General features: G+C 64.2%; 27 protein-coding genes and 1 tRNA gene. 12 read left to right on the forward strand and 16 right to left on the reverse strand.

Annotated elements, in window-relative coordinates; all coding sequences use genetic code 11:
- Positions 1-60 precede the first annotated feature (60 nt).
- Positions 61-471 carry a winged helix-turn-helix transcriptional regulator gene (locus tag ACFSOZ_RS08935; RefSeq protein ID WP_379096186.1) on the forward strand — a complete coding sequence of 137 codons (411 nt, stop codon included), beginning with the start codon at positions 61-63 and terminating at the stop codon, positions 469-471.
- Between the two features lie 132 nt (positions 472-603).
- Complete coding sequence (locus ACFSOZ_RS08940) at positions 604-1788, forward strand: FAD-dependent oxidoreductase (RefSeq protein WP_379096188.1); 1185 nt, start codon at positions 604-606, stop codon at positions 1786-1788.
- On the opposite strand, the gene ACFSOZ_RS08945 is transcribed toward ACFSOZ_RS08940, so the two are convergent.
- Entirely contained in the window at positions 1736-2464 is a 729-nt protein-coding gene (locus ACFSOZ_RS08945; protein WP_379096191.1) for a glutathione S-transferase family protein, read from the reverse strand. The genes ACFSOZ_RS08940 and ACFSOZ_RS08945 overlap by 53 nt on opposite strands.
- A gap of 178 nt (positions 2465-2642) precedes the next feature.
- Between ACFSOZ_RS08945 and ACFSOZ_RS08950 the strand changes: the two genes are divergently transcribed.
- Positions 2643-3101 (forward strand): MarR family winged helix-turn-helix transcriptional regulator, encoded by a 459-nt coding sequence (locus ACFSOZ_RS08950; protein WP_379096195.1) that lies wholly within the window; start codon positions 2643-2645, stop codon positions 3099-3101.
- Positions 3102-3144: 43 nt separating this feature from the next.
- Here ACFSOZ_RS08950 and ACFSOZ_RS08955 read toward each other — a convergent pair whose 3' ends face one another.
- A complete protein-coding gene (locus tag ACFSOZ_RS08955; RefSeq protein ID WP_379096196.1) occupies positions 3145-3576 on the reverse strand; it encodes an anthrone oxygenase family protein in 432 nt (143 codons plus the stop codon).
- 154 nt (positions 3577-3730) lie between these two features.
- Here ACFSOZ_RS08955 and ACFSOZ_RS08960 point away from each other — a divergent pair, with 154 nt between their 5' ends.
- Together ACFSOZ_RS08960 and ilvC are read left to right on the forward strand one after the other, a co-directional pair.
- On the forward strand, positions 3731-4384 hold the full coding sequence (locus ACFSOZ_RS08960) for a TetR/AcrR family transcriptional regulator (protein ID WP_379096199.1): 654 nt from the start codon (positions 3731-3733) through the stop codon (positions 4382-4384).
- A 25-nt stretch (positions 4385-4409) separates the two neighbouring features.
- On the forward strand, positions 4410-5429 hold the full coding sequence (gene ilvC, locus ACFSOZ_RS08965) for a ketol-acid reductoisomerase (RefSeq protein WP_379096202.1): 1020 nt from the start codon (positions 4410-4412) through the stop codon (positions 5427-5429).
- A gap of 203 nt (positions 5430-5632) precedes the next feature.
- Here the strand turns inward: ilvC and ACFSOZ_RS08970 are convergent, their stop codons facing one another.
- Entirely contained in the window at positions 5633-6190 is a 558-nt protein-coding gene (locus tag ACFSOZ_RS08970; RefSeq protein ID WP_379098109.1) for a cupin domain-containing protein, read from the reverse strand.
- Between ACFSOZ_RS08970 and ACFSOZ_RS08975 the strand changes: the two genes are divergently transcribed.
- Complete coding sequence (locus ACFSOZ_RS08975; protein ID WP_379098112.1) at positions 6080-6523, forward strand: MarR family winged helix-turn-helix transcriptional regulator; 444 nt, start codon at positions 6080-6082, stop codon at positions 6521-6523. The two genes, ACFSOZ_RS08970 and ACFSOZ_RS08975, sit on opposite strands and share 111 nt — an antisense overlap.
- Positions 6524-6640: 117 nt before the next feature.
- On the opposite strand, the gene ACFSOZ_RS08980 is transcribed toward ACFSOZ_RS08975, so the two are convergent.
- Complete coding sequence (locus ACFSOZ_RS08980; protein ID WP_379096205.1) at positions 6641-7183, reverse strand: BA14K family protein; 543 nt, start codon at positions 7181-7183, stop codon at positions 6641-6643.
- A gap of 184 nt (positions 7184-7367) precedes the next feature.
- Between ACFSOZ_RS08980 and ACFSOZ_RS08985 the strand changes: the two genes are divergently transcribed.
- Entirely contained in the window at positions 7368-8480 is a 1113-nt protein-coding gene (locus tag ACFSOZ_RS08985) for an endonuclease/exonuclease/phosphatase family protein (protein WP_379096208.1), read from the forward strand.
- 6 nt (positions 8481-8486) lie between these two features.
- Positions 8487-9203, forward strand: a complete 717-nt coding sequence (locus tag ACFSOZ_RS08990; RefSeq protein WP_379096211.1) for an NUDIX hydrolase — start codon at positions 8487-8489, stop codon at positions 9201-9203.
- Positions 9204-9325: 122 nt separating this feature from the next.
- Here the strand turns inward: ACFSOZ_RS08990 and ACFSOZ_RS08995 are convergent, their stop codons facing one another.
- Positions 9326-9568: a hypothetical protein gene (locus tag ACFSOZ_RS08995; RefSeq protein ID WP_379096214.1), complete on the reverse strand. Its 243-nt coding sequence runs from the start codon at positions 9566-9568 to the stop codon at positions 9326-9328.
- 167 nt (positions 9569-9735) lie between these two features.
- Here ACFSOZ_RS08995 and ACFSOZ_RS09000 point away from each other — a divergent pair, with 167 nt between their 5' ends.
- The gene (locus ACFSOZ_RS09000; RefSeq protein ID WP_379096217.1) at positions 9736-10098 is read left to right on the forward strand and encodes an ArsR/SmtB family transcription factor; all 363 of its coding nucleotides are present in this window, start codon (positions 9736-9738) and stop codon (positions 10096-10098) included.
- A gap of 13 nt (positions 10099-10111) precedes the next feature.
- The gene (locus ACFSOZ_RS09005) at positions 10112-10597 is read left to right on the forward strand and encodes an SRPBCC family protein (RefSeq protein WP_379096220.1); all 486 of its coding nucleotides are present in this window, start codon (positions 10112-10114) and stop codon (positions 10595-10597) included.
- Positions 10598-10713: 116 nt separating this feature from the next.
- Here the strand turns inward: ACFSOZ_RS09005 and ACFSOZ_RS09010 are convergent, their stop codons facing one another.
- From ACFSOZ_RS09010 to ACFSOZ_RS09020, 3 genes are read right to left on the reverse strand one after another with little or no spacing between them, the layout of a single operon-like run.
- A complete protein-coding gene (locus tag ACFSOZ_RS09010) occupies positions 10714-11931 on the reverse strand; it encodes an ABC transporter permease (RefSeq protein WP_379096223.1) in 1218 nt (405 codons plus the stop codon).
- Between the two features lie 2 nt (positions 11932-11933).
- Positions 11934-12641: an ABC transporter ATP-binding protein gene (locus tag ACFSOZ_RS09015; protein ID WP_379096226.1), complete on the reverse strand. Its 708-nt coding sequence runs from the start codon at positions 12639-12641 to the stop codon at positions 11934-11936.
- A 4-nt stretch (positions 12642-12645) separates the two neighbouring features.
- Positions 12646-13938, reverse strand: a complete 1293-nt coding sequence (locus ACFSOZ_RS09020; RefSeq protein WP_379096229.1) for an efflux RND transporter periplasmic adaptor subunit — start codon at positions 13936-13938, stop codon at positions 12646-12648.
- 101 nt (positions 13939-14039) lie between these two features.
- Between ACFSOZ_RS09020 and ACFSOZ_RS09025 the strand changes: the two genes are divergently transcribed.
- Together ACFSOZ_RS09025 and ACFSOZ_RS09030 are read left to right on the forward strand one after the other, a co-directional pair.
- Positions 14040-14948, forward strand: a complete 909-nt coding sequence (locus ACFSOZ_RS09025) for a PhzF family phenazine biosynthesis protein (protein WP_379096232.1) — start codon at positions 14040-14042, stop codon at positions 14946-14948.
- 208 nt (positions 14949-15156) lie between these two features.
- Positions 15157-15232, forward strand: a tRNA-Lys gene (locus ACFSOZ_RS09030).
- Positions 15233-15301: 69 nt separating this feature from the next.
- On the opposite strand, the gene ACFSOZ_RS09035 is transcribed toward ACFSOZ_RS09030, so the two are convergent.
- The 8 genes from ACFSOZ_RS09035 to cbiE are packed head-to-tail and all read right to left on the reverse strand — an operon-like array spanning position 15302 to position 22407.
- Positions 15302-16042 (reverse strand): hypothetical protein, encoded by a 741-nt coding sequence (locus ACFSOZ_RS09035; protein WP_379096235.1) that lies wholly within the window; start codon positions 16040-16042, stop codon positions 15302-15304.
- A 23-nt stretch (positions 16043-16065) separates the two neighbouring features.
- Positions 16066-17076 (reverse strand): nicotinate-nucleotide--dimethylbenzimidazole phosphoribosyltransferase, encoded by a 1011-nt coding sequence (cobT, locus tag ACFSOZ_RS09040; RefSeq protein ID WP_379096238.1) that lies wholly within the window; start codon positions 17074-17076, stop codon positions 16066-16068.
- Positions 17077-17116: 40 nt separating this feature from the next.
- On the reverse strand, positions 17117-17893 hold the full coding sequence (locus ACFSOZ_RS09045; protein ID WP_379096240.1) for an adenosylcobinamide-GDP ribazoletransferase: 777 nt from the start codon (positions 17891-17893) through the stop codon (positions 17117-17119).
- A gap of 3 nt (positions 17894-17896) precedes the next feature.
- Positions 17897-19210 (reverse strand): cobyrinate a,c-diamide synthase, encoded by a 1314-nt coding sequence (locus ACFSOZ_RS09050; protein WP_379096242.1) that lies wholly within the window; start codon positions 19208-19210, stop codon positions 17897-17899.
- On the reverse strand, positions 19207-20025 hold the full coding sequence (cobA, locus tag ACFSOZ_RS09055; RefSeq protein WP_379096245.1) for a uroporphyrinogen-III C-methyltransferase: 819 nt from the start codon (positions 20023-20025) through the stop codon (positions 19207-19209). Before cobA ends, ACFSOZ_RS09050 begins: the two co-directional genes overlap by 4 nt.
- A complete protein-coding gene (cobM, locus tag ACFSOZ_RS09060; protein ID WP_379096248.1) occupies positions 20022-20786 on the reverse strand; it encodes a precorrin-4 C(11)-methyltransferase in 765 nt (254 codons plus the stop codon). Before cobM ends, cobA begins: the two co-directional genes overlap by 4 nt.
- Positions 20783-21169: a cobalamin biosynthesis protein gene (locus ACFSOZ_RS09065; protein ID WP_379096251.1), complete on the reverse strand. Its 387-nt coding sequence runs from the start codon at positions 21167-21169 to the stop codon at positions 20783-20785. The genes cobM and ACFSOZ_RS09065 overlap by 4 nt, the downstream gene beginning before the upstream one ends.
- Positions 21166-22407, reverse strand: coding sequence for a precorrin-6y C5,15-methyltransferase (decarboxylating) subunit CbiE (gene cbiE, locus ACFSOZ_RS09070; protein WP_379096254.1), 1242 nt, complete (start codon positions 22405-22407; stop codon positions 21166-21168). Before cbiE ends, ACFSOZ_RS09065 begins: the two co-directional genes overlap by 4 nt.
- Between the last annotated feature and the right edge of the window lies 1 nt (position 22408).

The raw sequence follows: 22408 nt of genomic DNA on the forward strand, positions 1-22408 counted from the left end.
TGACCCAGGGCCGTAAAGAAGGCAGTTTTTCGGGAGGTAGGCACAGCCAAGGAACCAGCCGTGGACAGCACGATCGTCAATCTGAGATCCAAGCTCGAGATCTACAAATCCATGAGCAATGGCGGCAACATTGCCGATTGCCCGGTCCGCGACGTGATCCAGGGTCTCAGCGGCAAATGGAGTTCGCTGTTGATGGGAGCCCTGGCCGAGCAGCCGTACCGCTTCGGCGAGCTGCGGCGCCTGGTGCCCGACATTTCACAGCGCATGCTGACCCAGACGCTCTACGATCTGCAGCGCGACGGCTATGTGCATCGCGAAGTGTTCCCGACCAAACCGCCGAGCGTTGAATACAGCCTGACCGACCTCGGACGGTCGATGTTCGGCGCCTTGCACCAGCTGATCCTGTGGGCCGAGCTCAACCATGACGCGGTGCGCGACGCGCGCGCCGGTTTTGATGCCGCGCAAGGGTGAGCAGGACAAAGACCGGGGCTGCGGCTTGATTTAGTCCCCCCGCTGAAGGATTGTCCCGGCCAGTTCGGCTTTGGGGGCATTGGCATTTCCTACGATATCGCGATTGCCGGGGCCGGCCCGGCAGGGCTCGCCATGGCGCTCTATTTCAAGCGCGCCGGGCATGGAGTTACCGTGTTCGAGCGCTTCGACGAGCCGAGGCCGGTCGGTTCCGGACTGATCCTGCAGCCGACCGGGCTGACGGTATTGGCTGATCTTGGCCTGCTCGACGACATGCTGGCGCTGGGCAGCCGCATCGACCGCCTGCATGGCGCCGATGCCAGCACCGGGCGCACCGTGCTCGACGTTCGCTATGATGCCCAACGCGGCCATCGCTTCGGGCTGGCGGTGCATCGGGCGGCCTTGTTCGGCGTGCTCTTTCGCGCTGTGCAGCGCGAGTCGATCGCCATCGAGACGGGTGTCGAAATCGAGACTCTGGAGACCGGCGAACGGGCAACGCTGATCTGTGGCAACGGGCGAAGTGCAGGGCCGTTCGATCTGGTCGTGGACGCCAGCGGCTCGCGCTCGAAGCTGCGGCAGCGCACGGGCGATGCAAGCGCGCCACGCCCGCTCACCTATGGCGCGTTCTGGGCGTCGCTCGGCTGGCGCGGCGAAGGTTTCGACGAGCACGCGCTGCTGCAAATTTACGACAAGGCCAGCGTGATGATCGGCGTGCTGCCGATCGGCCGGCCGGAGCCGGGCGCTGAAAAGATGGCCGCCTTCTTCTGGAGCCTGAAGCCGGCCGATGTCGAGCGCGTGCGGGCGGTGGGCCTCGATGCCTGGAAGGAGAGGGTGGTTCGGCTGTGGCCCGAATGCGAGGCATTCACCAGCCAGATCGAGGATTTCGACCAGCTCTCGCTGGCACGCTATGGCCACCACACGATGAAGCTACCGGCCGGCCGGCGCCTGGCCGTCATCGGCGACGCGGCGCATTCGACCAGCCCGCAGCTCGGGCAAGGGGCCAACATGGCGCTGCTCGACGCGGCGGCGCTCAGCCATGCGTTGGCGCGGATGCCAAACATCGAGGCGGCGCTTGAAGCCTATGCGAAGGCGCGGCGCTGGCATGTGCGGGTCTTCCAGGCGCTGTCGCTGGCGTTCACACCGTTCTACCAGTCGGATTCCGTGGCGCTGCCCTTCATCCGCGACAGGCTGGTGGCGACGGTGGCAAAAATCCCACCGGCGCCGCAGTTCCTTGCCTCGATGGTGGCCGGCACGGTGATCGATCCGTTCAGGCGGATCGGACTGACCGAAGCGCTGTGGCCGGATCGTTTCGGTGGATGAACCTCGACAGGTAAGATCCCTTCGCTTCCAGGAAAGCGTGCAGGCGCTGCGGGTAGTCCGGGGCGACGGCTTGGCTGATCGATGGGCGTTCATTCAGCGCCTTGCGCCAGGCGCGGACAAGCGGCTTGTCGTCAAGGACGCCGAAATCGCCGATCCGGTCGAATGTGTCCAGGTAGCGGAAGATCGGGCCGTAAACGGCATCGACGAGCGAGAAGCGTTCGCCGGTGAACCAGGGTCCGTTCCGTTCGGTGTCCGCCAGCTCCGCCTCGAGACGATCGAACATCGCCGACAGTGCGCCGGATTCGGCGAGGAAGCCGGCCTCAGTCTGGGCCGAATAGAACCTGCCGATGGCATTGAGTGTGGCCGAGCCGAACTCGATCCAGGCGCGATGCCGGGCGCGGGCATAAGGGTCGGCGGGGTGGAGGGGATTGGCTTGTGTCTCCTCGAGGAACTCGAGAATGACACCGGATTCGAAGATCACCGTTTCCTCGCCATGTCGCTGCACGCGCAGCAGCGGCACCTTGCCGAGCGGCGAGATCGCCTTGAACCAGTCCGGCTTGTTGGCGAGGTCGATGTCGACGCGCTCGAACGGCACGCCCTTTTCGGCCAGTGAAATCGCGGCGCGCTGCACATAGGGGCAGAGAGGGTGGCTGACGAGAATGAGCTTGTCGGTCATCTCACTCTCCCCAGACATAGTTCAACGCGCCGTCCTCGACGCGCGTCGTCGGCGATCTTGCAGATTTCGTGTTTCATGGGATGGGCGCCTTCGGATATTGATGCAATTGCATTCATATAGATGCAGATGCATTTATCGTCAAGCTTGATGCAATTGCATCTATTGCCTATGCTGGGCCATGATTGAGAAAGCTATGCCTTCGCCCGAAGCCATCAAGGCCTGGGCCCGTCTGATGCGCGTTTCGCGCCAGCTGGTCGAAAGCGCCGAAGAGACGTTGAAGGCCGGTGGCCTGCCGCCTCTCGCCTGGTATGACGTGCTGCATGAGCTCGCCGAGGCGGGTGAGGGCGGGCTGCGGCCGTTCCAGCTAATCGAGCGCACCCTGTTTGCGCAATACAACATCTCGCGGCTGCTGGCGCGGCTCGAGGCTGACGGGCTGGTGGAGAAACTGCCGGTGGCCGATGACGGCCGCGGCCAGACCATCCGCATCACGGCAAGGGGCCGCGAGACCCGTCGCGACATGTGGGCTGTCTACGGACGGTCGATCACCGAACTGGTCGGCGCCAAACTCTCTGCGGATGAACTGACCATGGTGTCGGCACTGCTTGGCCGGCTGCGCCATCCGCCCGTTGCGGACTGATGCCATTGTGCCGAGAGCAAGGCCTCGCAAGATCCGGCCAATGTCAGCCCAGATGGCTGCCCCAGAGGAAGGCCAGTGTCGCCAGCACGCCAAGGGCTGCGCGAACCAGGTGCAGATTGCCCCATTTGACGATAAGGGACCTGGCTTGTGGATTGCCGGCGCCCGCGTCCATCGCCTCCAGTACCCTGTTGGTCGGCATCATGGCGATCAGCGTCCACGGCCAGGGCAGGATGATCAGCACCGCGCCAACCAGAAAGGCGAAACCGCCAGTCTGCCACCAGGCAATGAGACCGAGAACGCAGGCGACAATGGCAATTGACGCCTGCATGGCGGCGCCGCGCTTGTAGGAAGGCTGCCATTCCTGCAGCAGCGCCATGTCGTCGAGACCAAGCCGCGCCGGTTGCTCGGCGACACTGACGTAAATCGCGGCGCCGGAAAATGCGGCGGCAACCGTCAGGGCAAGCAATTCGATCAACATTTTTCCCCGCGCAAGCCGTCCGGCACCGACGCCGTGCAGTAGAAATAGGGGCTTGCAAGGCTCAGAACAATACGTCATAGAAGTGGCGAACCGTAACGTACGGTACGGCTTGCCGGAATGACCGGGCGGCCTTGCCTGCCGAGAGAAGAGCGTGTTGCACATCGTGCCCGAGATCGACACCAGCGAAGCGCTGACGGAGCGGCAGAAAGCCGTGCTCGACGCAGCGTTGCGGCTGCTGGTCAAGGAGGGCGATCAACTGACCATGACCGCCGTGGCGCGCCGGGCGAGCTGTTCCAAGGAAACGCTCTACAAATGGTTCGGCGACCGCGACGGGCTGCTGACGGCAACGGTGCAGTGGCAGGCATCCAAGGTGCGGGTCTCACTGGTCGACGGCAAGGGGCTCGATCTTGCCTCGCTGACCGCAAGCCTCGAACGCTTCGCTTTCGACTGGCTGAAGGTGATTTCCAGCGACACGTCGATCGCGCTCAACCGCGTGGCGGTCGGCCATGCCGGTTCTGGCAAGGATGACCTTGGCGCCGTGGTGCTGGAGAACGGCCGCTTCGCCCTGGCCAAGCGGCTGAAGCCGGTGCTTGAAGCCGGACGACAGGCCGGACTGCTTGATTTTTCGGACGCCGAAACGGCGTTCCGCACCTTTTTCGGGCTGGTCGCCCGCGACGTGCAGATCCGTCTGCTGCTCGGCGACCGGCTGGAATTGACTGAGGCGGCGATCGGCGGCGATGCCGCGCGGGCGACGCAGCAGTTTCTCGCTCTTTTCGGAGCAACAACCGGGTCGCAAGGCCTCTGATTCATAAAACGGGAAGGAAGACAAAATGCGTGTCTATTACGATCGCGATGCCGATCTCAACCTGATCAAGGGCAAGAAGGTCGCCATCATCGGCTACGGCAGCCAGGGCAGGGCGCATGCGCTCAATCTCAAGGATTCCGGCGTCAAGGACATCGCCATCGGCCTCAAGGCCGGCTCGGCGACCGCCAAGAAGGTCGAGGCCGATGGGCTCAAGGTGATGACCGTGGCGGACGCTGCCAAATGGGCCGACCTGATGATGATGGCGACGCCTGATGAACTGCAGGCCGACATCTACAGGAACGAGATCGCGCCGAACATCCGTGACGGCGCTGCAATCGCCTTCGCGCACGGCCTCAACGTGCATTTCGGCCTGATCGAGCCGAAGGCTTCGGTCGATGTCGTTATGATCGCGCCGAAGGGCCCCGGCCACACGGTGCGCGGCGAATACCAGAAGGGCGGCGGCGTGCCGTGCCTGGTCGCGGTCAACCAGGATGCCTCGGGCAATGCGCTCGACCTGGCGCTGTCCTATGCCTGCGGCGTCGGCGGCGGCCGTTCGGGCATCATCGAGACCAATTTCCGCGAGGAATGCGAGACCGACCTGTTCGGCGAGCAGGTCGTTCTGTGCGGCGGTCTGGTCGAACTGATCCGCGCCGGTTTCGAGACGCTGGTGGAAGCCGGCTACGCGCCTGAGATGGCGTATTTCGAGTGCCTGCACGAGGTCAAGCTGATCGTCGACCTGATCTACGAGGGCGGCATCGCCAACATGAACTACTCGATCTCGAACACCGCCGAATGGGGCGAATATGTCTCGGGCCCGCGCATCATCACCGCAGAGACCAAGGCCGAGATGAAGCGCGTGCTGAAGGACATCCAGACCGGCAAATTCACCTCGGAATGGATGCAGGAATACCGCGCCGGCATGTCGCGCTTCAAGGGCATCCGCCGCAACAATGACAGCCACCAGATCGAGGAAGTCGGCGCCAAGCTGCGTGCGATGATGCCGTGGATTTCCAAGAACAAGCTGGTCGACAAGGCCAAGAACTGAACGAAAATCCACGTTCTTGCCTTGCGCGTCCTCGGGCTTCGCCCCGCGGGCGCGCGGGGGATTTCCAGGAACAAGCTGGTCGACAAGGCCAAGAACTGGGGTCCGGACTCAGTCACACCTCAATCAGGCTCACTGCGAGTTGGTCGCGGCGAGCTTGTCGTGACGATACACCAGCACCGCTTGGGGCCGCCTCGGCTGGGAACCTACGCGGGCACGAGCCCGTGGCGGAGCATGACCTCCTTGGCCTTGGCCACGTCGGGCTTGCCGGGGACATTGATCACCTCGGCAATTTCCTCGAAGTAGCGGCGCCCGATGGACCCCGGCGTCAGCACGGCCAAAGTCCGCGACACACCGTCGTGCAGGTTCTCGTGGTGGTGGACACTTCCGCGCGGAATGAAGATGGCATCGCCGGCGCCGAGTTCCTGCTTTCGATCATCAACGGTGATCGTCAAGATGCCTTCCAGCCCATACAGCGTTTCGTCCGCCTCCTGATGGTAGTGGGGCGCTGGTACGCGGGCGCGGGACGGGACAATGAATTCAAACACGGTTGCACCCTTGTCGGTGACCAGGAAGCGCAAATCCAGCTCACCGATCCTCAAGACGCTCTGTGTACCCGCTTCCATCGACATGCTCCGAAGCTCGACAGAGAGCTGCGCCCGCCCTTCTTCGGGGCTCTCCTGCGCATCACCTGGCAGCACGTTCGCACCCAGATGCACGAGGCCATTCATGATGCCGGCTTCACCGACTTTCAGGACGCTCACTTCGCCGTGTTCTCCTATCCCCTTCCGGATGGGGTAAGGCCGTCGGAACTGGCTCGCCAGAAACGCATGTCGAGGCAGGCGATCAACTACCTCCTCATTCAGCTCGAAGAGCTCGGCTATGTCGAGCGGCGCTCTCCCGAGGGCAGCGATCGGCGCCTCATCTACCTGAGCGCGCGCGGGCGGCCGATTGCCGAGACGATTTTCACCTGCCTGCGGCGGTTGCACGCGGAATGGGCGGAGGAGATCGGTGAGCAGCGGTTCAACGACTTCCTTGACGTGTTGAAGCAGCTGTCCGCGAGGGCGCAGGACCGTCACTCCAAATATCCGGGCTAGGAGTCAGCCGAACGATCGCGGCGGCGTGCTGACGTCACTGTGCTCGCGGTTCCCGTGGACAAAAACGGCGCCGCGATGGGCGGCGCCGCATGGGCATTCGTCAATCAGCGCTGCGCATCAATAGGGCGAGTAGCACTGCTGACGCGGGCCGTTGTAGGGCTGGAACGTGTTATCCCAGGCGCGATACGACCGGTACCTGTTATAGCACCACTGGGCATGGGCGCTCGAAACCCGCTGAGTGCGGTAGTAGCGGCGCGGCGGCGCGTCGTAGTAGTTGTAATTGTTGTACATGCTGCCGATGCCGAGGCCAAGGCCAAGGCCCAGAAGGGCAGCCGCGCCGTCATCGTAGTAACGGCCGCCGCGATAGTGATGGCGACCATGGCGCCAACGCCAATTGTCTCCATCGTTCCAGTTTCCGCCGCCACCGTTCCAGTGTCCGTGGCCTCCGTTCCAGTTGCCGGACCGGCGCCATCTCCAGTTTCCGCCGTTGTTATTGCCGCCCGCCCAGCCGTCGCGGACCGCCGTCGGCGCTGCCGTGCTTGCGGGAATCGACAGGTCCGGCTGCATGATCGGGCCGGCGGTGGACGGCGCCGTGACGCCCGAGAGGATACCGAGCGCTATAAGCCCGGATTTGACTGTGGAAGAAAAGAGCGAGTTCATTGCACTCTCCAAGAGACACAGGCCCCACGCCTACTCTAGGGGCCTACTGTGGACGTTTGCATCTGAACGGCGGATGAACGGAAAGGTTCCGTCAACCATGGCGCGAGCGGCATCAGGACCATCGGTCTCCGCTGTTGGTCCGGCGACCTTGTTTTCTGCCGCGCTTGCGGGCAAAGGTCTTGGCATGTCGCTGCGCCTCGCCACCTTCAATGTCGAGAACCTGATGAACAGGTTCGATTTTTCCGGCTATCGCAACCAGCTCAACGAGGATCGCACGCTGGCGCTGTTCGATATCCAGAGCGAGGCGGAATACAAGATGCTGGAGCAGGCCCGCGCCATCGCCCAGTCCGACGACACGCGCCAACTGACGGCGCTGGCGATCGCGGCCACCCGCGCCGACATCATCTGCATGCAGGAGGTCGACAATATCGAGGCGCTGAAGGCCTTCGAATACGGCTATCTGTTCAAGATGGTGGGGCAAGGCTACCGGCAGAAATACACCACATCGGGCAATGATTCGCGCGGCATCGACGTCGCCGTGATGATGCGCAACGAAACCGCGCAGGGCCAGCCGATCGAATTCGTGCGCATGACCAGCCATGCCTACGTCACCTATGAACAGTTCGGGCTGCAGACGCCCGAACTGGCGGCACTCGGCAACCAGGCCAATGAGCGCATCTTCCGGCGCGACTGCCTGGAAGTCGACATCACAGTGGGCGGAGTGCCGCTGACTCTTTATCTCGTGCACTTCAAGTCGATGGGCCCGCCGCGCAACGGGCTCGACGGGCGCGAAGCGACGATGCCGGTGCGCATCGCCGAGGCTCGAGCCGTGCGGCGGATCATCGAGGAGCGCTTCGGCAAGGACCACGCCGCCGACAAGCGCTGGGCGATCTGCGGCGACATGAATGATTACCGGCAGCGCGTGAAGATCGCCGGCGACACGATCGACGGCTACCGCTTCGAAGTGGTCAACGAGAACCAGTCCTGCATCAACGTGCTGACAGAAGGCGGCTTCTGCGAAAACGTCGTCGAGCGGCGGCCGGAGATGAACCGCTGGAGTTTTTACCACACGCGTGGACCGGAAGAGCGGCATCTGTGCCAGCTCGACTACATCCTGTTGTCGAAGGGCCTCGCCGCCAGCAACGCGACGGCCGTTCCCGACATCATCCGCAACGGCCAGCCCTGGCGCACGATTTTCCCGCCCGGCCAGGAGGTCGAGCGGTTCCCGCGCGCCGGCTGGGACCGGCCGAAGGCATCCGACCACTGCCCGGTGGCGATTACCTTGGACATGACCTGATACGCTATGAGTTTCGACCTGCCGCGCAATGTCATCCTGCCGGTCGATGCCATCGACGTCCGGCTCGATCCCGGCCCGCACCCCTTCGCGGTGGATAATGCGGAGGCGATCGCCGAGAACTGGCAGCGCGAGATAGCAGCCAAGCCGGCGCTGTTCGACGGCACCGTGGTGCTGCTGTCGCAACTCGCGTACCGCGACAACCGTCTGGTCGGCCGCTGCCATGCGGTCGACTATTCGACCTTCATGCTCTGGCGTAAGCGACGCGAGAATTCGGGCGCCGAGCATGCCTATGCCCATGCCGTGCTGGTGGCCGGCGACAATGCGCTGGTGGCGATCCGCATGGGTTCACACACGGTCAATGCCGGGCGCGTCTATTTCGCCGCCGGCTCGTTCGAGCCCATCGATTTTCGCGACGGCCAGGTCGACGTCGATTTCAACATGATCCGCGAGGTGCGCGAGGAGACCGGTCTCGATCTGTCGGACGCGCCACGCGGCAAGCGCTATCACGTCCTGTCGACGGCCAGCGGTACGGTGATGTTTCGGCGTTTTCACGCGACGGCGCCGGCCGACGAGATTGCCCGTCGGATATCAGCGTTCGTTGCCACCGAGACCGACCCGGAGATCGAGGGGCCAGTCATCATCCGCCACGCCGCGGACCTTCCGGACGGGCTGGCGTCGCGCATGAAGCCGCTGGTCGAATGGCATTTTGCCGGGGTGGATTAGAGCAACTCCAGGAAAAGTGTGAAACGGTTTTCCCGGGAAAAGCGCGTAGCGCTTTCCCTGGGGAGTTGCGTCGAAACAAAGAGATAGAGCGGCTCTGCGTTTCCGTGAAACGATGAATCCCTCTAGCGACGCGTCTTGTTCTGCGCTGCCTTGCGATCGTTGCTGGCGGCGACGAAGAACAAGATAAAGCCGAGACCCAGCAAGCCGCCCATCGCCATTCCCATGGTCTGGCCGACGACCGACTGGAAGTCGGCGGTGACGCGATCGGGATTGGCCATGCCGTAGCTGGCGAGATACCACCAGATGCCTGCAAGGACGGCCTCGATGATCACCATCGCCAGGATCAGTCGTGTCTTCTTGCTCATGCGTCATTCCCCCCGACCAGAGATATCTTGCCTTAGGGCCTGAGGATCGCCGAGTCGATCGAATCCGCATCGAAATGATGCCGATTTGGGAGTGAAGGCGGCCGGCAACGCAGCGCGCTCGGCCTTTCCTTGCATGCCGCCAATTCGCGTGTTAGATACTGAACCACATGGTTCAGTATGCTCGGACCCACTTGGATGCCTCGTTCGCCGCGCTCTCGGACGCCACCCGACGCGGCGTTCTGGAGCAGCTCGGACGTGCAGACGCTTCGATCACGGAGCTTGCCGAGAAGTTCCACATGACCCTCACGGGCATGAAGAAGCATGTCGGCGTCTTGGAGCAGGCGGGGTTCGTCACCACGGAGAAGGTCGGGCGCGTGCGGACCTGCAAGCTCGGCCTACGCGAACTGGAGGCAGAGGCGGCTTGGATCGAGAGGTACCGCCAGCTGTGGGACGCACGCTTCAACGAGTTGGACAAGGTTGTCGAGGAACTGAAACGGATGGAGCAAGCCGATGGACGAACGAAGACATAGTGAGCCCACCCCCATGAACAACCGCATGACGATCGAACGGAAGTCCGAGCGTGAGCTCGTCATTACGCGAACGTTCAATGGCCCGGCGCGCATCGTGTACGAGGCGTGGACCAAGCCCGAGCTGTTCATGCGGTGGTGGGCACCGAAGTCGATGGGCGTGCCTCTGCTTTCCTGCGAGATGGATGTTCGTGTCGGAGGCGGGTACCGTGTTGCGTTTGGCCACGATGCCTCAAGCGCTATGGCATTCTTCGGTAAGTACATCGACGTGATACCTAACTCGCGCCTCGTCTGGACGAATGAGGAAAGTGAGGACGCCGCCGTGACCACGGTGACCTTTGAGGAAAAAGGCGGCAAGACGCTGCTGGTGCTGCACGAACTCTATCCCTCGAAGGAAGCGCTCGACGAGGCCATCGCCGGGATGGAGGATGGGATGCCCGAGCAGTTCGAACAGCTGGACGAGCTTCTCGTCATCCTCGGCGCGAACTTGGGAGGGTCATGAAGTCGCCGATCTCGCGGTTGGTCGACTGGCTCCTTCGAGTGCGAAGAGCTTCATGGCGAGTGGAACTACGTCATCAGATCGCGCATGCAACATAGCCGTGGGGAGCTGGCCTGGGCTTACTCGTGCCGCAGCGCGTCGATCGGGTCGAGCCTGGCGCCGCGCAGAGCCGGGAAGAAGCCGAACACCATGCCGATCAGCGCCGAGAAACCGACGGCGAGCAGGATGACCGCGGGGCTTGGCGCGAAGGGGATGGTCAGCGCCACCGCGGCGAGGCCGGCCAGCGCCAGGCCAATCAGGATGCCGATGATGCCGCCGAGCAGCGACAGCACCGTCGCCTCGACCAGGAACTGGATGAGGATGTGCTTTTCTTGCGCGCCGATGGCAAGCCGGATGCCGATCTCGCGCGTGCGCTCGGTGACCGAGACCAGCATGATGTTCATGATGCCGATGCCGCCGACCAGCAGGCTGACGCCGGCGACGGCACCCAGCATGCCGGTCATGGTTGTGGTGGCGCTGGCCATGGCGTCGGCGATCTGGGTCATATCGCGGATGGCGAAATCGCTCTCGCGGTCGGGGGTGATGCGGCGGGCATCGCGCAAGATGTCCTCGACGCGCGGCTGCAGTTCGCTGGTCGGCGTGGTATCGTCGGCGGCGATGTAGATGTTGTCGATGTCGCGGTTGCCGGCGATGCGGCGCTGATAGGCATGCAGCGGCATCAGCACGACATTGTCCTGGTCCTGGCCGAAGCCGGTATAGCCCTTGGGTTCGAGCAGGCCGATGATCTTGCAGGAGGTGCGGTTGACGCGGATGATCTCGCCCTCGGGGTCGCCGGCGCCGAAGAATTGCTGGCGCACCGTCTCGCCGATCAGGCAGACGCCGGTGCCGGAGCGGGTCTCGGAATCGCTGAACGGCCGGCCGGACACCAGCTTCCAATCGCGCGCATCGAGATAGGCGCTGTCGGTGCCGGTGACGCCCGAGGTCAGGCTTTCGGTGCCGAAGATGACGCGGACCTGTTTTTGCGAGGCCGGCGAAATGGCGCGCGCGCCGGTCAGATGCGCGACCAGCGCCGCCAGGTCCTTTTCGGCGAGCGGACGGACCACCTGGTCGAGCCCGCCCGGGCCGCCGGGACCGGCCGGGCGGCCGGAACGGACGACCAGCAGATTGCTGCCGAGCTTGGAGATGTCGGCCTTGACCTTTTCGGTGGTGCCGGAGCCGATGGTGAGCATGGCAATGACGGCGGCAACGCCGATGACGATGCCGAGCAATGTCAGGAACGAACGCAGCACGTTGCGGCGGATCGAGCGGAGCGAGAGGCGGACGGTTTCCCAGATCATGGTTAGGCCACCTCGAGATTCTTGGAATCGGAGGCGACGTGGCCGTCGAGGAAGTGAATGGTGCGCTCGGCATAGCCGGCGACGTCGGCCTCATGGGTGACCATGGCGATGGTCAGGCCGAGCTCGGTGTTGAGCTGTGTCAGCAACTCCATGATCTCATGCGTGCGCGCGGTGTCGAGATTGCCGGTCGGCTCGTCGGCGACGAGCAGCGTCGGGCGGGTGACGATGGCGCGCGCGATCGCCACGCGCTGCTGCTGGCCGCCGGACAGTTCGGCCGGCGTATGGTGCTCGCGGCCGACAAGGCCGACCTGGGCCAGCGCCTGCATAGCAAGGTCGCGGCGCTCGCGGGCGGCAACGCCGCGATAGATCAGCGGCAGTTCGACATTTTCCGCCGCCGTGGTGCGCGCCAACAGATTGTAGCCCTGGAAAACGAAGCCGACATAGAGGTTGCGCAGCATGGCGCGGCGGTTGCGGTCGAGCCTGCCGGCGTCGATGCCCATGAAGGCATAGGTGCCGGCCGTCGGCGTGTCGAGGCAGCCGATGATGTTCAACGCCGTCGATTTGCCGGAGCCGGACGGGCCCATGATGGCGACGAATTCGCCGCGCCGGATGGCAAGGCCGACACCGGCCAGCGCATGGACCTTGGCCTCGCCCTGGCCATAGCTTTTCCAGACCTTGTCGAAGGTGATGAGGGCAGCACCGGCAGCCACGGCCTCAGCTCCGCTGCTGCGACGCGGTGATGACCTCAGCGCCTTCCTTGAGGCCCGAGGTGATCTCGGTCAGTTCGCCATCGGTGGAACCGATCTTGACGTTGACCGGATGCGGCCGCCCATTCTCCAGCACATAGAGCGTGCGCGAGCCGTCGGTGGGCGCCGTCGCGGCCTGGCGCTGGCGGTTGCCGCCGGGGCGCCCCATGCGGCCAGTAAACAGGTCGCTCAGGCTCCAGCCGCGGACCGCCTGCTGCGCCGGGCGATAGCGGAAGGCTGTGGCGGGTACGGTGAGCACGTCCTTGGCCTGCCTTGTGACGACCGAAACGGTTGCGGTCATGCCGGGTCGCAGCAACAGCTCGTTGTTGTCGACTTCAAGCCGCGCATTGTAGGTGACGACGCCGTCGGTGGTGACCGAGGCAAAGGAAATGTCGCGGATCTCGGCGTCGAACGGCCGGTCCGGGAAGGCATCGACGGTGAAACGGGCATGCTGGCCGGTCTTGACCGCGCCGATGTCGGCCTCGTCGACCGCCGCCACCAGTTCCATGTTTCTGAGATCGGCGGCGATGATGAACAGCACCGGCGCTTGCAGCGAGGAGGCGACCGTCTGGCCGGGATCGACCGAGCGCGTCAGCACGATGCCGTCGATCGGCGCATAGATGGTGCTGTTGGCAAGGTCGGTCTGCTGCGATTTCAGATCGGCATTGGCGATGGCGAGATTGGCCTGAGCGCTGTCGAGTGCCGCCTTGGAGCGGTCGCGGGTCGCGGCTGCCGCCTCCAGCGACTGGTCGGTCGCCATGCCGCGCTTGGTCAGCGCCGCCGCGCGGACAAGCGCTTTTTCGTTCTCGGCGAGCGTTACCGTGGCGTCTTCGACATTGGCAGCCGCGCCCTTGGCGGACGCCTCGGCCCGTTCGATCTGCACCTGCAGCTTCGCGGTGTCGAGCGCTGCCAACACGTCGCCCTTCTTGACCTGCTGGTTTTCCTCGACGGATACCGAACGGATGATGCCGGAGAGCTGGCTGGAAATGTCGACCTGCGTGAGCGGCTGCAGCGTGCCGGTCGCCGACACTTCGACGGTGAGATCGGCCTTGGCGGCCGGCACGGTGGTGTAGTCAATCTTGGCGGGCGAGCCGGCGTACCATTGATAGGCGCCAAGCCCGGCGGCGAGCACGATCAATGTCAGCAGCGCATAGAGCCAGCCACGCCGGCGCGTCTTGCGCAGACCTTGTCTGTCGAGACCGAGCGCCGTCTCGATGGCGGAATCCGATTCCGTCTTTGGCAGATTGACAATCTGGTCCACGTCGGACCCCTATGATGCGCAATGTCCCTATCTGTGCACAGATCAGGCTTACTGGTTCAAATATCAAATTAAATTTCGCCCATGTTGGGATTGAGGCAGGAATGCAAACCCGGAATTACTTGCTTTACGATGTGTTTACGACCGAGCGACTGGCCGGCAACCCGCTGGCCGTGGTGTTGGATTGCAAAGGTCTGGACACGGCCGCGATGCAGGCCATCGCGCGCGAGTTCAACCTGTCGGAATCGGTCTTTGTGCTGCCGCCGGACAATCCCAAGCACCGAAACCGCATCCGTATCTTCACCCCCGACTATGAAATGCCGTTCGCCGGCCATCCGACCGTCGGCGCCGCGATCGCGCTGGCCGAACTGGCGGAAGAGGGCGGTGCCGGCATCTTCGTACTGGAAGAAAACATCGGCCCGGTGCGTTGCGCCGTCAGCAAGCATGATGGCAACACTTTCGCCGAATTCGACCTGGCGAAGCTGCCGGAGCCGCTCAAGCTCGAGGCCGACCCGGAGGCGATAGGTGCTGCCCTTGGCCTGACGCCGCATGAAATCGGCTTCGAGAATCACCGTGTCGCGTTCTGGTCGGCCGGCGTGCCCTACGTGACCATCCCGGTTGCCAATCTCGAAGCGGCGGGCCGAATCCGGCTGGACAACCAGGCTTGGTCCGAACTGGCGCCGCGCAAGAGCGAGTGGGCCTTCGCCAGCCCCTATGTCTATTGCCGCGAGACGGTGAACCACGAAAGCGCGTTCCATGTGCGCATGATCGTGCCCGGCACGCCATCCTACGAGGATCCGGCGACTGGCTCGGCAGCGGCGGCTTTCGCCGGCGCCATCATGCATTTCGACGCGCCGACCGATGGTGTTTCGCAGTTGTGGATCGAGCAGGGGCTGGAGATGGGCCGGCCATCGCGCATCCGCCTCGAACTGACCGTTCAAGGCGGAAAACTGGCCTCGGCGCGCATCGGCGGCAACGCGGTCAAGGTGGCGGAAGGCAGACTGTTCGTCTGATCATCTGCGGCGCTTCGAGCCTGTTCCATCCCGACAAAATCGGGATGGGGCTCGGTCTTTTTGTATGAGCATGATCTCTTCCGAAAACCGGATTCCACTTTTCGGGATGATGCTCCAGGCGATTTGTCGGGAAATGATTCCGGCAGGGCTGGACAGGACCGATGGTGGCGGCTATATGCCCGCCAACGCCGGTTTTTGCCGGCCGAGTGGGTGCGTAGCTCAGTTGGTAGAGCAGCTGACTCTTAATCAGCGGGTCCACAGTTCAATCCTGTGCGCACCCACCAAATTCTTCAAAGACTTGGTGGAAAGACCTGAAAGCGGGATGTTTCGTCGCCGTCTGGCGACAGTCGACGCTATTGGATAGTTGGTCGCAGATAGCTGAGGATCGCTCGCGTTATGGCGAGGACGCCGTCGACAGCTTCGAAGTTCGTCTTGCTTTTGCCGACGACCCATTCGAGTTCGGCTTCTTCGGGTAAACGAAGGTCCTTACATACAAACTTGCCCGAAAGCGTAAAGAGGTCCAGTGACCTCGGTTCGCCATCCGAATAATAAGGAAATTGAATAAACAGCCTTATTGGGCCGCCATATCCAAGCTTGAAGGTCATCGAGAATCTAACATCGTGACCAAATCTGTCTTCGAAAATTCCGCTAAAACTAAGGTCCTTGGCATCGTTGCTATGCCATTGCTTCGCCAATCCCAAAGAACTCCAAACCTTGAGAGTATGGGCTTTCAGTTCTTTGCGATTGGGGAATCTTGCCTTTTCAGGATCAAAATGAAATGGCTGATCGACGTAAACCGTTTCGGTTCTCCACTCCTCGGCAGCATTGCGAAGATCTTCGAAAATCTGAATGATTTTTGGATTTTTCTGCGCACCGGAATAGATTGAAATCCGCCACTGAGAAATCATCTCGCGCAGTTCTTCGACCGTATGGCCCGATCGCTCTGCCCAGTCCTCCGTCGCCAGTATCCACGGCGAATTGTATTTCAGCCCTGCAAAAGCTCCGCTCTTGCTGTCGAAATCTCCGATAATCCGAGCAAGAATATCGCGAAGCCCCTGTTTGGGGTCTCCGAAAATCTGTGAGGGCTCGTTCATCAAACGCAGTCCGGGCGTTGGGCCTACTTCTCCGATACTCCCGCCTCGGCAAAACTTGCCATGCGGGTGTGGCACTCCAGCGCCGAGCGGACGATGTTGACGGCGAGGCAGGCGCCGGAGCCTTCGCCAAGCCGCATGCCGAGATCGAGCAGCGGCGGCAGGCCGAGCGCTTCGAGCAGGCCGCGATGGCCCGATTCGGCCGAGACGTGTGCTGCGATCGTATGGGCGAGGCCGGTCGGGTGCAATCTTGCCAGCGGGGCGGCAGCAGCGGTGCAGACGAAGCCGTCGAGCAGCACGGGTATGCCCAAATGGCGGGCGGCGAGCGTGGCACCGAAGATGGCGGCGAGTTCGCGCCCACCAAGTGCGGCGGCAACGCCCAGCGGATCGGCAAGGGCTGCGGCGTGGCGCTTCAGGCCGGCTTCGATGGCGACCACCTTGCGCTTGAGGCCAGCGTCGTCGACGCCGGTGCCGCGCCCGGTCCATTTTTCAGCGCCGCCCCCGAACAGCGCTGCCGAAATGGCGGCTGCCGGCGTGGTGTTGCCGATGCCCATTTCGCCGAAGCAGACCAGATCAAGGTCCTTCGTCACCGCGTCATAGCCGGTCGAGACGGCGGCGAGGAACGCCTTGTCGTCCATGGCCGGACCTTGCGTGAAGTCGCCGGTCGGATGGTCGAGGTCGAGCGGGATGACGTCGAGTTCGGCGCCGGCGATGCGGGCGAGCTGGTTGATGGCGGCACCGCCGCCGGCAAAATTCGCCACCATCTGCACCGTGACTTCCGAAGGATAGGCCGACACGCCTTGCGCGGTGACACCGTGGTTGCCGGCGAAGACGAAGACTTTCACCCGATCAAGCTTGGGCATGTCGCGGCCCTGCCAACGCGCCAGCCAGGCGGCGATGGTTTCCAGCCGGCCAAGGCTGCCTTGCGGCTTGGTCAGCGTGTCCTGGCGGCGGGCGACCGCGCTTGCGGCGGCATCGCTGCCGGCAGGTAGATCGACGCAGGCGGCGCGCAGTTCATCGAGCGATTTGAAGGGCATGGGGGCAAAGTCTCCGAAAGGGAATCAGGTCAAAGGGGAATCAGGAGAGGGCTACGGAAGCGACGAGCAGCACGGCGATTTCGCTCAGCTGCTGCAAGGCGCCGATCGTGTCGCCGGTCTGGCCGTCGATCTGGTTGAGGCAAAGCGCGCGGAACGCCGCAAACAGCAGGCCAAGCAGGATCAGCGCGAAAACGGCGCCGCCGAGCCCGAGCAGGAGCAGCGGGATCGCGCCGACCACGGCGCCGGCGATAGCGGTCTCGAACGAAACGGTGCCGGCGTCGGCCGAGAGGCCTTCGGACCGGGCGGCGGGCAGCAGGTGCATGAAGGCGCCCAGCACGCCGCGCGAGGCTGTGTGCGCGGCGATCAGGGCGAACAGGGCCTGCGTGGGCTCGACGAATTCCGAAAGCGCGCTCCACCGGATCAGCAGCGACAGAGTGAGCGCCGCGGCACCATAGGCGCCGATGCGGCTGTCGCGCATGATGTCGAGTTTTCGGCCGCGCGACTTGCCGCCGCCAAAGCCGTCGGCGACATCGGAAAGCCCGTCCTCATGCAGGCAGCCGGTGGTGAGCACGGTTGAAACAAGCGCAAGGGCTGCCGCCGGGCCCATGCCAAGGCCAAATCGTTCCGCCGTGGCAAAGACGATCGCGCCGATCAGGCCGACGACAAGACCGGCAACGGGTGCTGCCCAGATCGCTGCGGCCAGGCTGCGCCCGCGAAAGTCGAGGACGGCCAGTGGCAGCCGGGTGAAGAAGACCAGGCAAAGCGCGATGTCGTCGAGGACCTGCCGGGGGGAAAGGGTCAAGTTCCGAAGCTTCATGTCCTAGCCCCTCGCAATGGCGTGGAAGAAGGTGCCGCTCACGTGGCCGCGCCGGTAACCCGAGGCGCCGATCTGGTTGCCCTGGCCGTCGGCGAGGTCGGCCAGCGGCTCGTCATTGCCGGCAGCGAGCATCTGCGCATAGTGGAACTCGTGGCCACGGATTAGCGCGCCTTGTGCGCCTAACGGGCAATCGGCGCGCAGCCGCGCCTCGCGGTAACCGAGGTTCATCTTGCGTTTGGCAAAGCTGGTGGAATGGCCGAGCAGGCCGAGCATTCCGTGCGTTTCGCCCGACGCGTCCTCCAGCGCTTCTCCAAGCACCATGAAGCCACCGCACTCGCCATGGATGGGCTTGGTCGCTGCGAATCTTGCCATTCCCTTGCGGAAATTTGCGGCGGCGGCGAGCCGGCCGGCGTGAAGCTCGGGATAGCCGCCGGGCAGCCAGCAGATATCGCAGTCTTCGTCGGGTGCTTCGTCGGCGAGCGGCGAGAACGGGACGATCTCCGCGCCGGCCTTGCGCCAGTGGGTCGCCACGTGCGGATAGAGGAAGGTGAAGGCGGCGTCTTCAGCCAGCGCGATCCGCTGGCCAGGCGGCGTCAGTGCGTCGTCGAAACCTCCGGCTGCTGGGGTGAAGGGTGTCGCCAGGGCCATGATGGCGTCGAGATCGAGCGACTTTTCGGCCATGTCGGCCAGCCGGTCGAGATGCGCCATCAGGTCATCATATTCGCCGGCCTGGACGAGGCCGAGATGGCGCTCGGGCAGGTTAAGTGTGGGATCGCGCAGGATGGCGCCAACGACCGGCAGGCCGATCGCTTCGATCGCATCGCCGGACAGCCGGCGGTGCCGCTCGCTGCCCAGCCGGTTGAGCACGACGCCGGCCATGCGCACATCCGGATCATAGGTGGCAAATCCCTTGGCGACGGCGGCCGCCGTGGTCGACTGGCCGGACACGTCGAGCACCAGCAACACCGGCAGGCCGTAGAGCCGCGCCAGGTCGGCTGCGGAGCCGGTGCGGCCGGGAGCCGCCGGAATGCCGTCGAACAGCCCCATGGCGCTCTCGAGGATGACGAAATCGGTGTCGTCGGCCGCTTGCGCGGCGAGCGCATTGAGCAGCGACGGCGGCATGGCCCAGCTGTCGAGATTGACGCCGGAAAGTCCCGTCGCAGCTGTATGGAAGCCGGGATCGATATAGTCGGGACCGGATTTGGCGCCGCGCACTTTCAAGCCCCGCCGGGTGAGCGCGCGCAAGATGCCGATGGTGACACTGGTCTTGCCCGAACCGGAGCGCGGCGCGCCGACGATGATGGCGCGGGCGGTCATGCTTCCCCCGCCAGTGCCGCGCGCATGGCGACGATGCCGCCGACGACGATCAACGCGGGTGCCGTCAGCCCGGCGGCGGCCGCTTCCTCGGCAATGGTAGCGAGCGTGGCAACGACGATCCGCTCCTGCGGTGTCGTCGCGGCGACGATCACAGCCGCCGGCGTCGACGGCGCCAAGCCGCCGTCGAGCAATGCGGCGGCGATGAGGGGCAAATTGGCCATGCCCATATAAACGACGACAGGCTGGCCGGTGCGGGCGATTGCTGCCCAGTCGATGTCGTCATCGGTGCCGGCGGCATGGCCGGTCGCCAGGATCACCGCCTTGTTGATGCCGCGCATGGTGGCCGGGATGCCGGTGGCTGCCAGCGCACTGAGCCCCGACGTCAGGCCGGGCAGGACGCGGAACGGGATGTTTTCCCGCGCCAGCGCCAAAGCTTCTTCGCCGCCACGGCCAAAGATATAGGGATCACCGCCCTTCAGCCTGACGACTCGGCGGCCTGCGCGCGCCAGCCGGACCAGCAGCGCGGTGATGTCGTCCTGCTTCATCGACGGTTTTCCGCCGCGCTTGCCGGCAAAGAACAGCTCGGCGCTCTCGGCAACGGCGACGACATCGGGGGAGACCAGTGCGTCGTAGACAACGGCATCCGCCTCGGACAAAGCCGCCAGCACTTCCAGCGTCAGGCAGCCAGGGTCGCCGGGGCCGGCGCCGGCCAGCCAGACATGGCCCGGCTCCAGCCGGCGCGGCTTGAAGTTCAGCCGGGACAATGCCTGTTCGAGCGTGGCGTTCTCGCCCTTGTTCCTGGTGCTGCCGCTCACAATCCGTCCCGTCCGCGAAAACGCCGCTGGTAGTGGGCGTCGTACAATGAACTCTCGCCAAAATCTTCCGCCGCCAGCGAACGGCCGACGAAGATGATCGCCGTGCGCTCCATCGGATCGGCCGCGAGCAACATTTCGATCGTTTCCAGCGTGCCGGTCAGCACGCGTTCGTCCGGCCAGGAGGCGCGGAAGACGATCGCCACCGGGCAATCCCCACCATAATGCGGCGTCAGCTCGGCGACGACGCGATCGATGGCGTGGATGGCAAGGTGAATGGCAAGCGTGGCGCCGGTGCGGCCGAAACCAGCCAGCGTTTCGCCGGGCGGCATCTTCGACGCGCGGCCGGAGACGCGAGTCAGCACCAGGCTTTGTGCGACTTCGGGAATGGTCAGCTCGCGGCGAAGTGCTGCGGCAGCAGCGGCGAAGGAGGGAACGCCCGGTGTCAGCGTGTAGGGAATGCCGTGCTTTTCCAGCCGCCGGATCTGCTCCGCAACGGCGCTCCATACCGACAGGTCGCCGGAATGCAGCCGGGCAACATCATGGCCGGCTTTGTGGGCATCGAGATACGCGGCCTCGATCTCGTCGAGCGACATCGGAGCGGTGTCGATCAGTTTTGTCCCCGGCGCGCAGTGCTCCAGCAATGCGGGCGCGACGATCGAACCGGCATGCAGGCAGACCGGACAGCTTGCCAGCAGCTTGGCACCGCGCAGCGTGATGAGATCGGCGGCACCAGGACCGGCGCCGATGAAATGCACGGTCATGGCGCATCTCCGCTGATGGCGATGGCGCAGGTGACCGGGCCGAGCACTGTGCGGGCTCCGAGCAGCCTCGCGCCTCTGCCGGCGACGGCAAGGGCGGATGCTTCGGAAACCGATGGCGTGCCGGCCAGATCCTGCGAGTGGCTGGAGAGGCTGATCGTGGCTGATGAGGCGGCCTCGACAGCGGCCGCATCGGCGACGATGACCGGAAGATTGAGCTGATGTCCGGCGGCGAAGATGGCTTTTTCGTCCCGTTTCAAGGGGGCGGTGGCCAACGCTGAAAGCGCCGTCATCGCCAGCCCATGCGTCTCCAGGGCGGTTTCTATCGCCGCAAGCACGTCTTCAGCACTCACGCCTTTTCGGCTGCCGATGCCCGCGACCATCATGGCTTCACCCAGCTCCATTGGGTTACCGGCATGGCCGGCCGCCAGGCCTGCATCGAGCCGACAGGCGATGCGCGGGATATGTTTATGCGGGTCAGGTCGCCGCCAAGTGAGATATGGCTGGCGAGAAGCAGGGCTTCCATCTCCAACGTCACCGCATTGGCCACAAGACGACCGCCGGCGCGCAGGGCCTTGATGGCTGCGTTCAACACGCCGGCATCGCTGCCGCCACCGCCAATGAAGATCGCATCCGGCGTGTCCAGCCTGGCAAGCGCCTTGGGCGCGCTTCCTTCCACCACGACAAGGCCGGGAACGCCGCAGGCAGCGGCGTTGCGGCCAATGCGGGCGGCGCGGATCGGGTTGGTCTCGATGGCGATGGCACGCAGCGAGGAATGGGCGAGCATCCATTCGATGCCGATGGAACCGGAGCCGGCGCCGATGTCCCACAGCAATTCGCCGAGCCTGGGCGCCAGCGCCGACAGGGTGATGGCGCGGATCTCGCGCTTGGTGATCTGGCCGTCATGGTCGAACAGATGATCGGCAAGGCCAACCGTGAGCGGCAGGACGCGCGCATCCGGACCGGGTTCAACTTCGACCGCTAGCACGTTGAGCGGATTGATGTTTTCGAGTTCGAAGGCATCGGCACGGGTCGCACGCAGCGTTTCCTTCGGCCCTCCCAAGGCCTCCAGAACCGTCAGCCGCGAGGCGCCGAAGTCGAGTTCGACGAGCAGGCGCGCGATTGCAGCGGGTGCCTCCGCGTCGGATGTCAGCGCCAGGATGCGTGCGTTCGGCTGCAGCAGCGGCCGGATCAGGTCGAGCGGCCGGCCATGCAGCGAGACGGTCTCGATATCCTGCAAAGCCCAGCCAAGGCGAGCGGCTGCCAGTGAAACGGCTGACGGTGCGGGGATAACCTGCATCTCCCGAGCCTTCACCTTGCGGGCGAGGGTGGCGCCGACACCGTGGAAGAACGGGTCGCCAGAGGCGAGTACGCAGACGTTTCTGCCGGCAAGCGCCAGCACATCGGCCATCTCGGCATCGAAGGGAATTGGCCAGGGACGTGGTTCACCCTTGGCGAAGGAGGCGACAAGGGCGAGGTGCCGATTGCCGCCGAAGATGATTTCCGCCTGGGCAATCAGCCGCTTGGCCTCGTCGCCGAGACCGGCTAAACCGTCCTCGCCGATGCCGACGATGGAAAGCCATCTTGAGTTGTGCTTGGCGCCGCGCGGACCCTCAGCAGGCATG

It is taken from the genome of Mesorhizobium newzealandense, assembly GCF_042682145.1.
Lineage (GTDB): Bacteria > Pseudomonadota > Alphaproteobacteria > Rhizobiales > Rhizobiaceae > Mesorhizobium > Mesorhizobium newzealandense.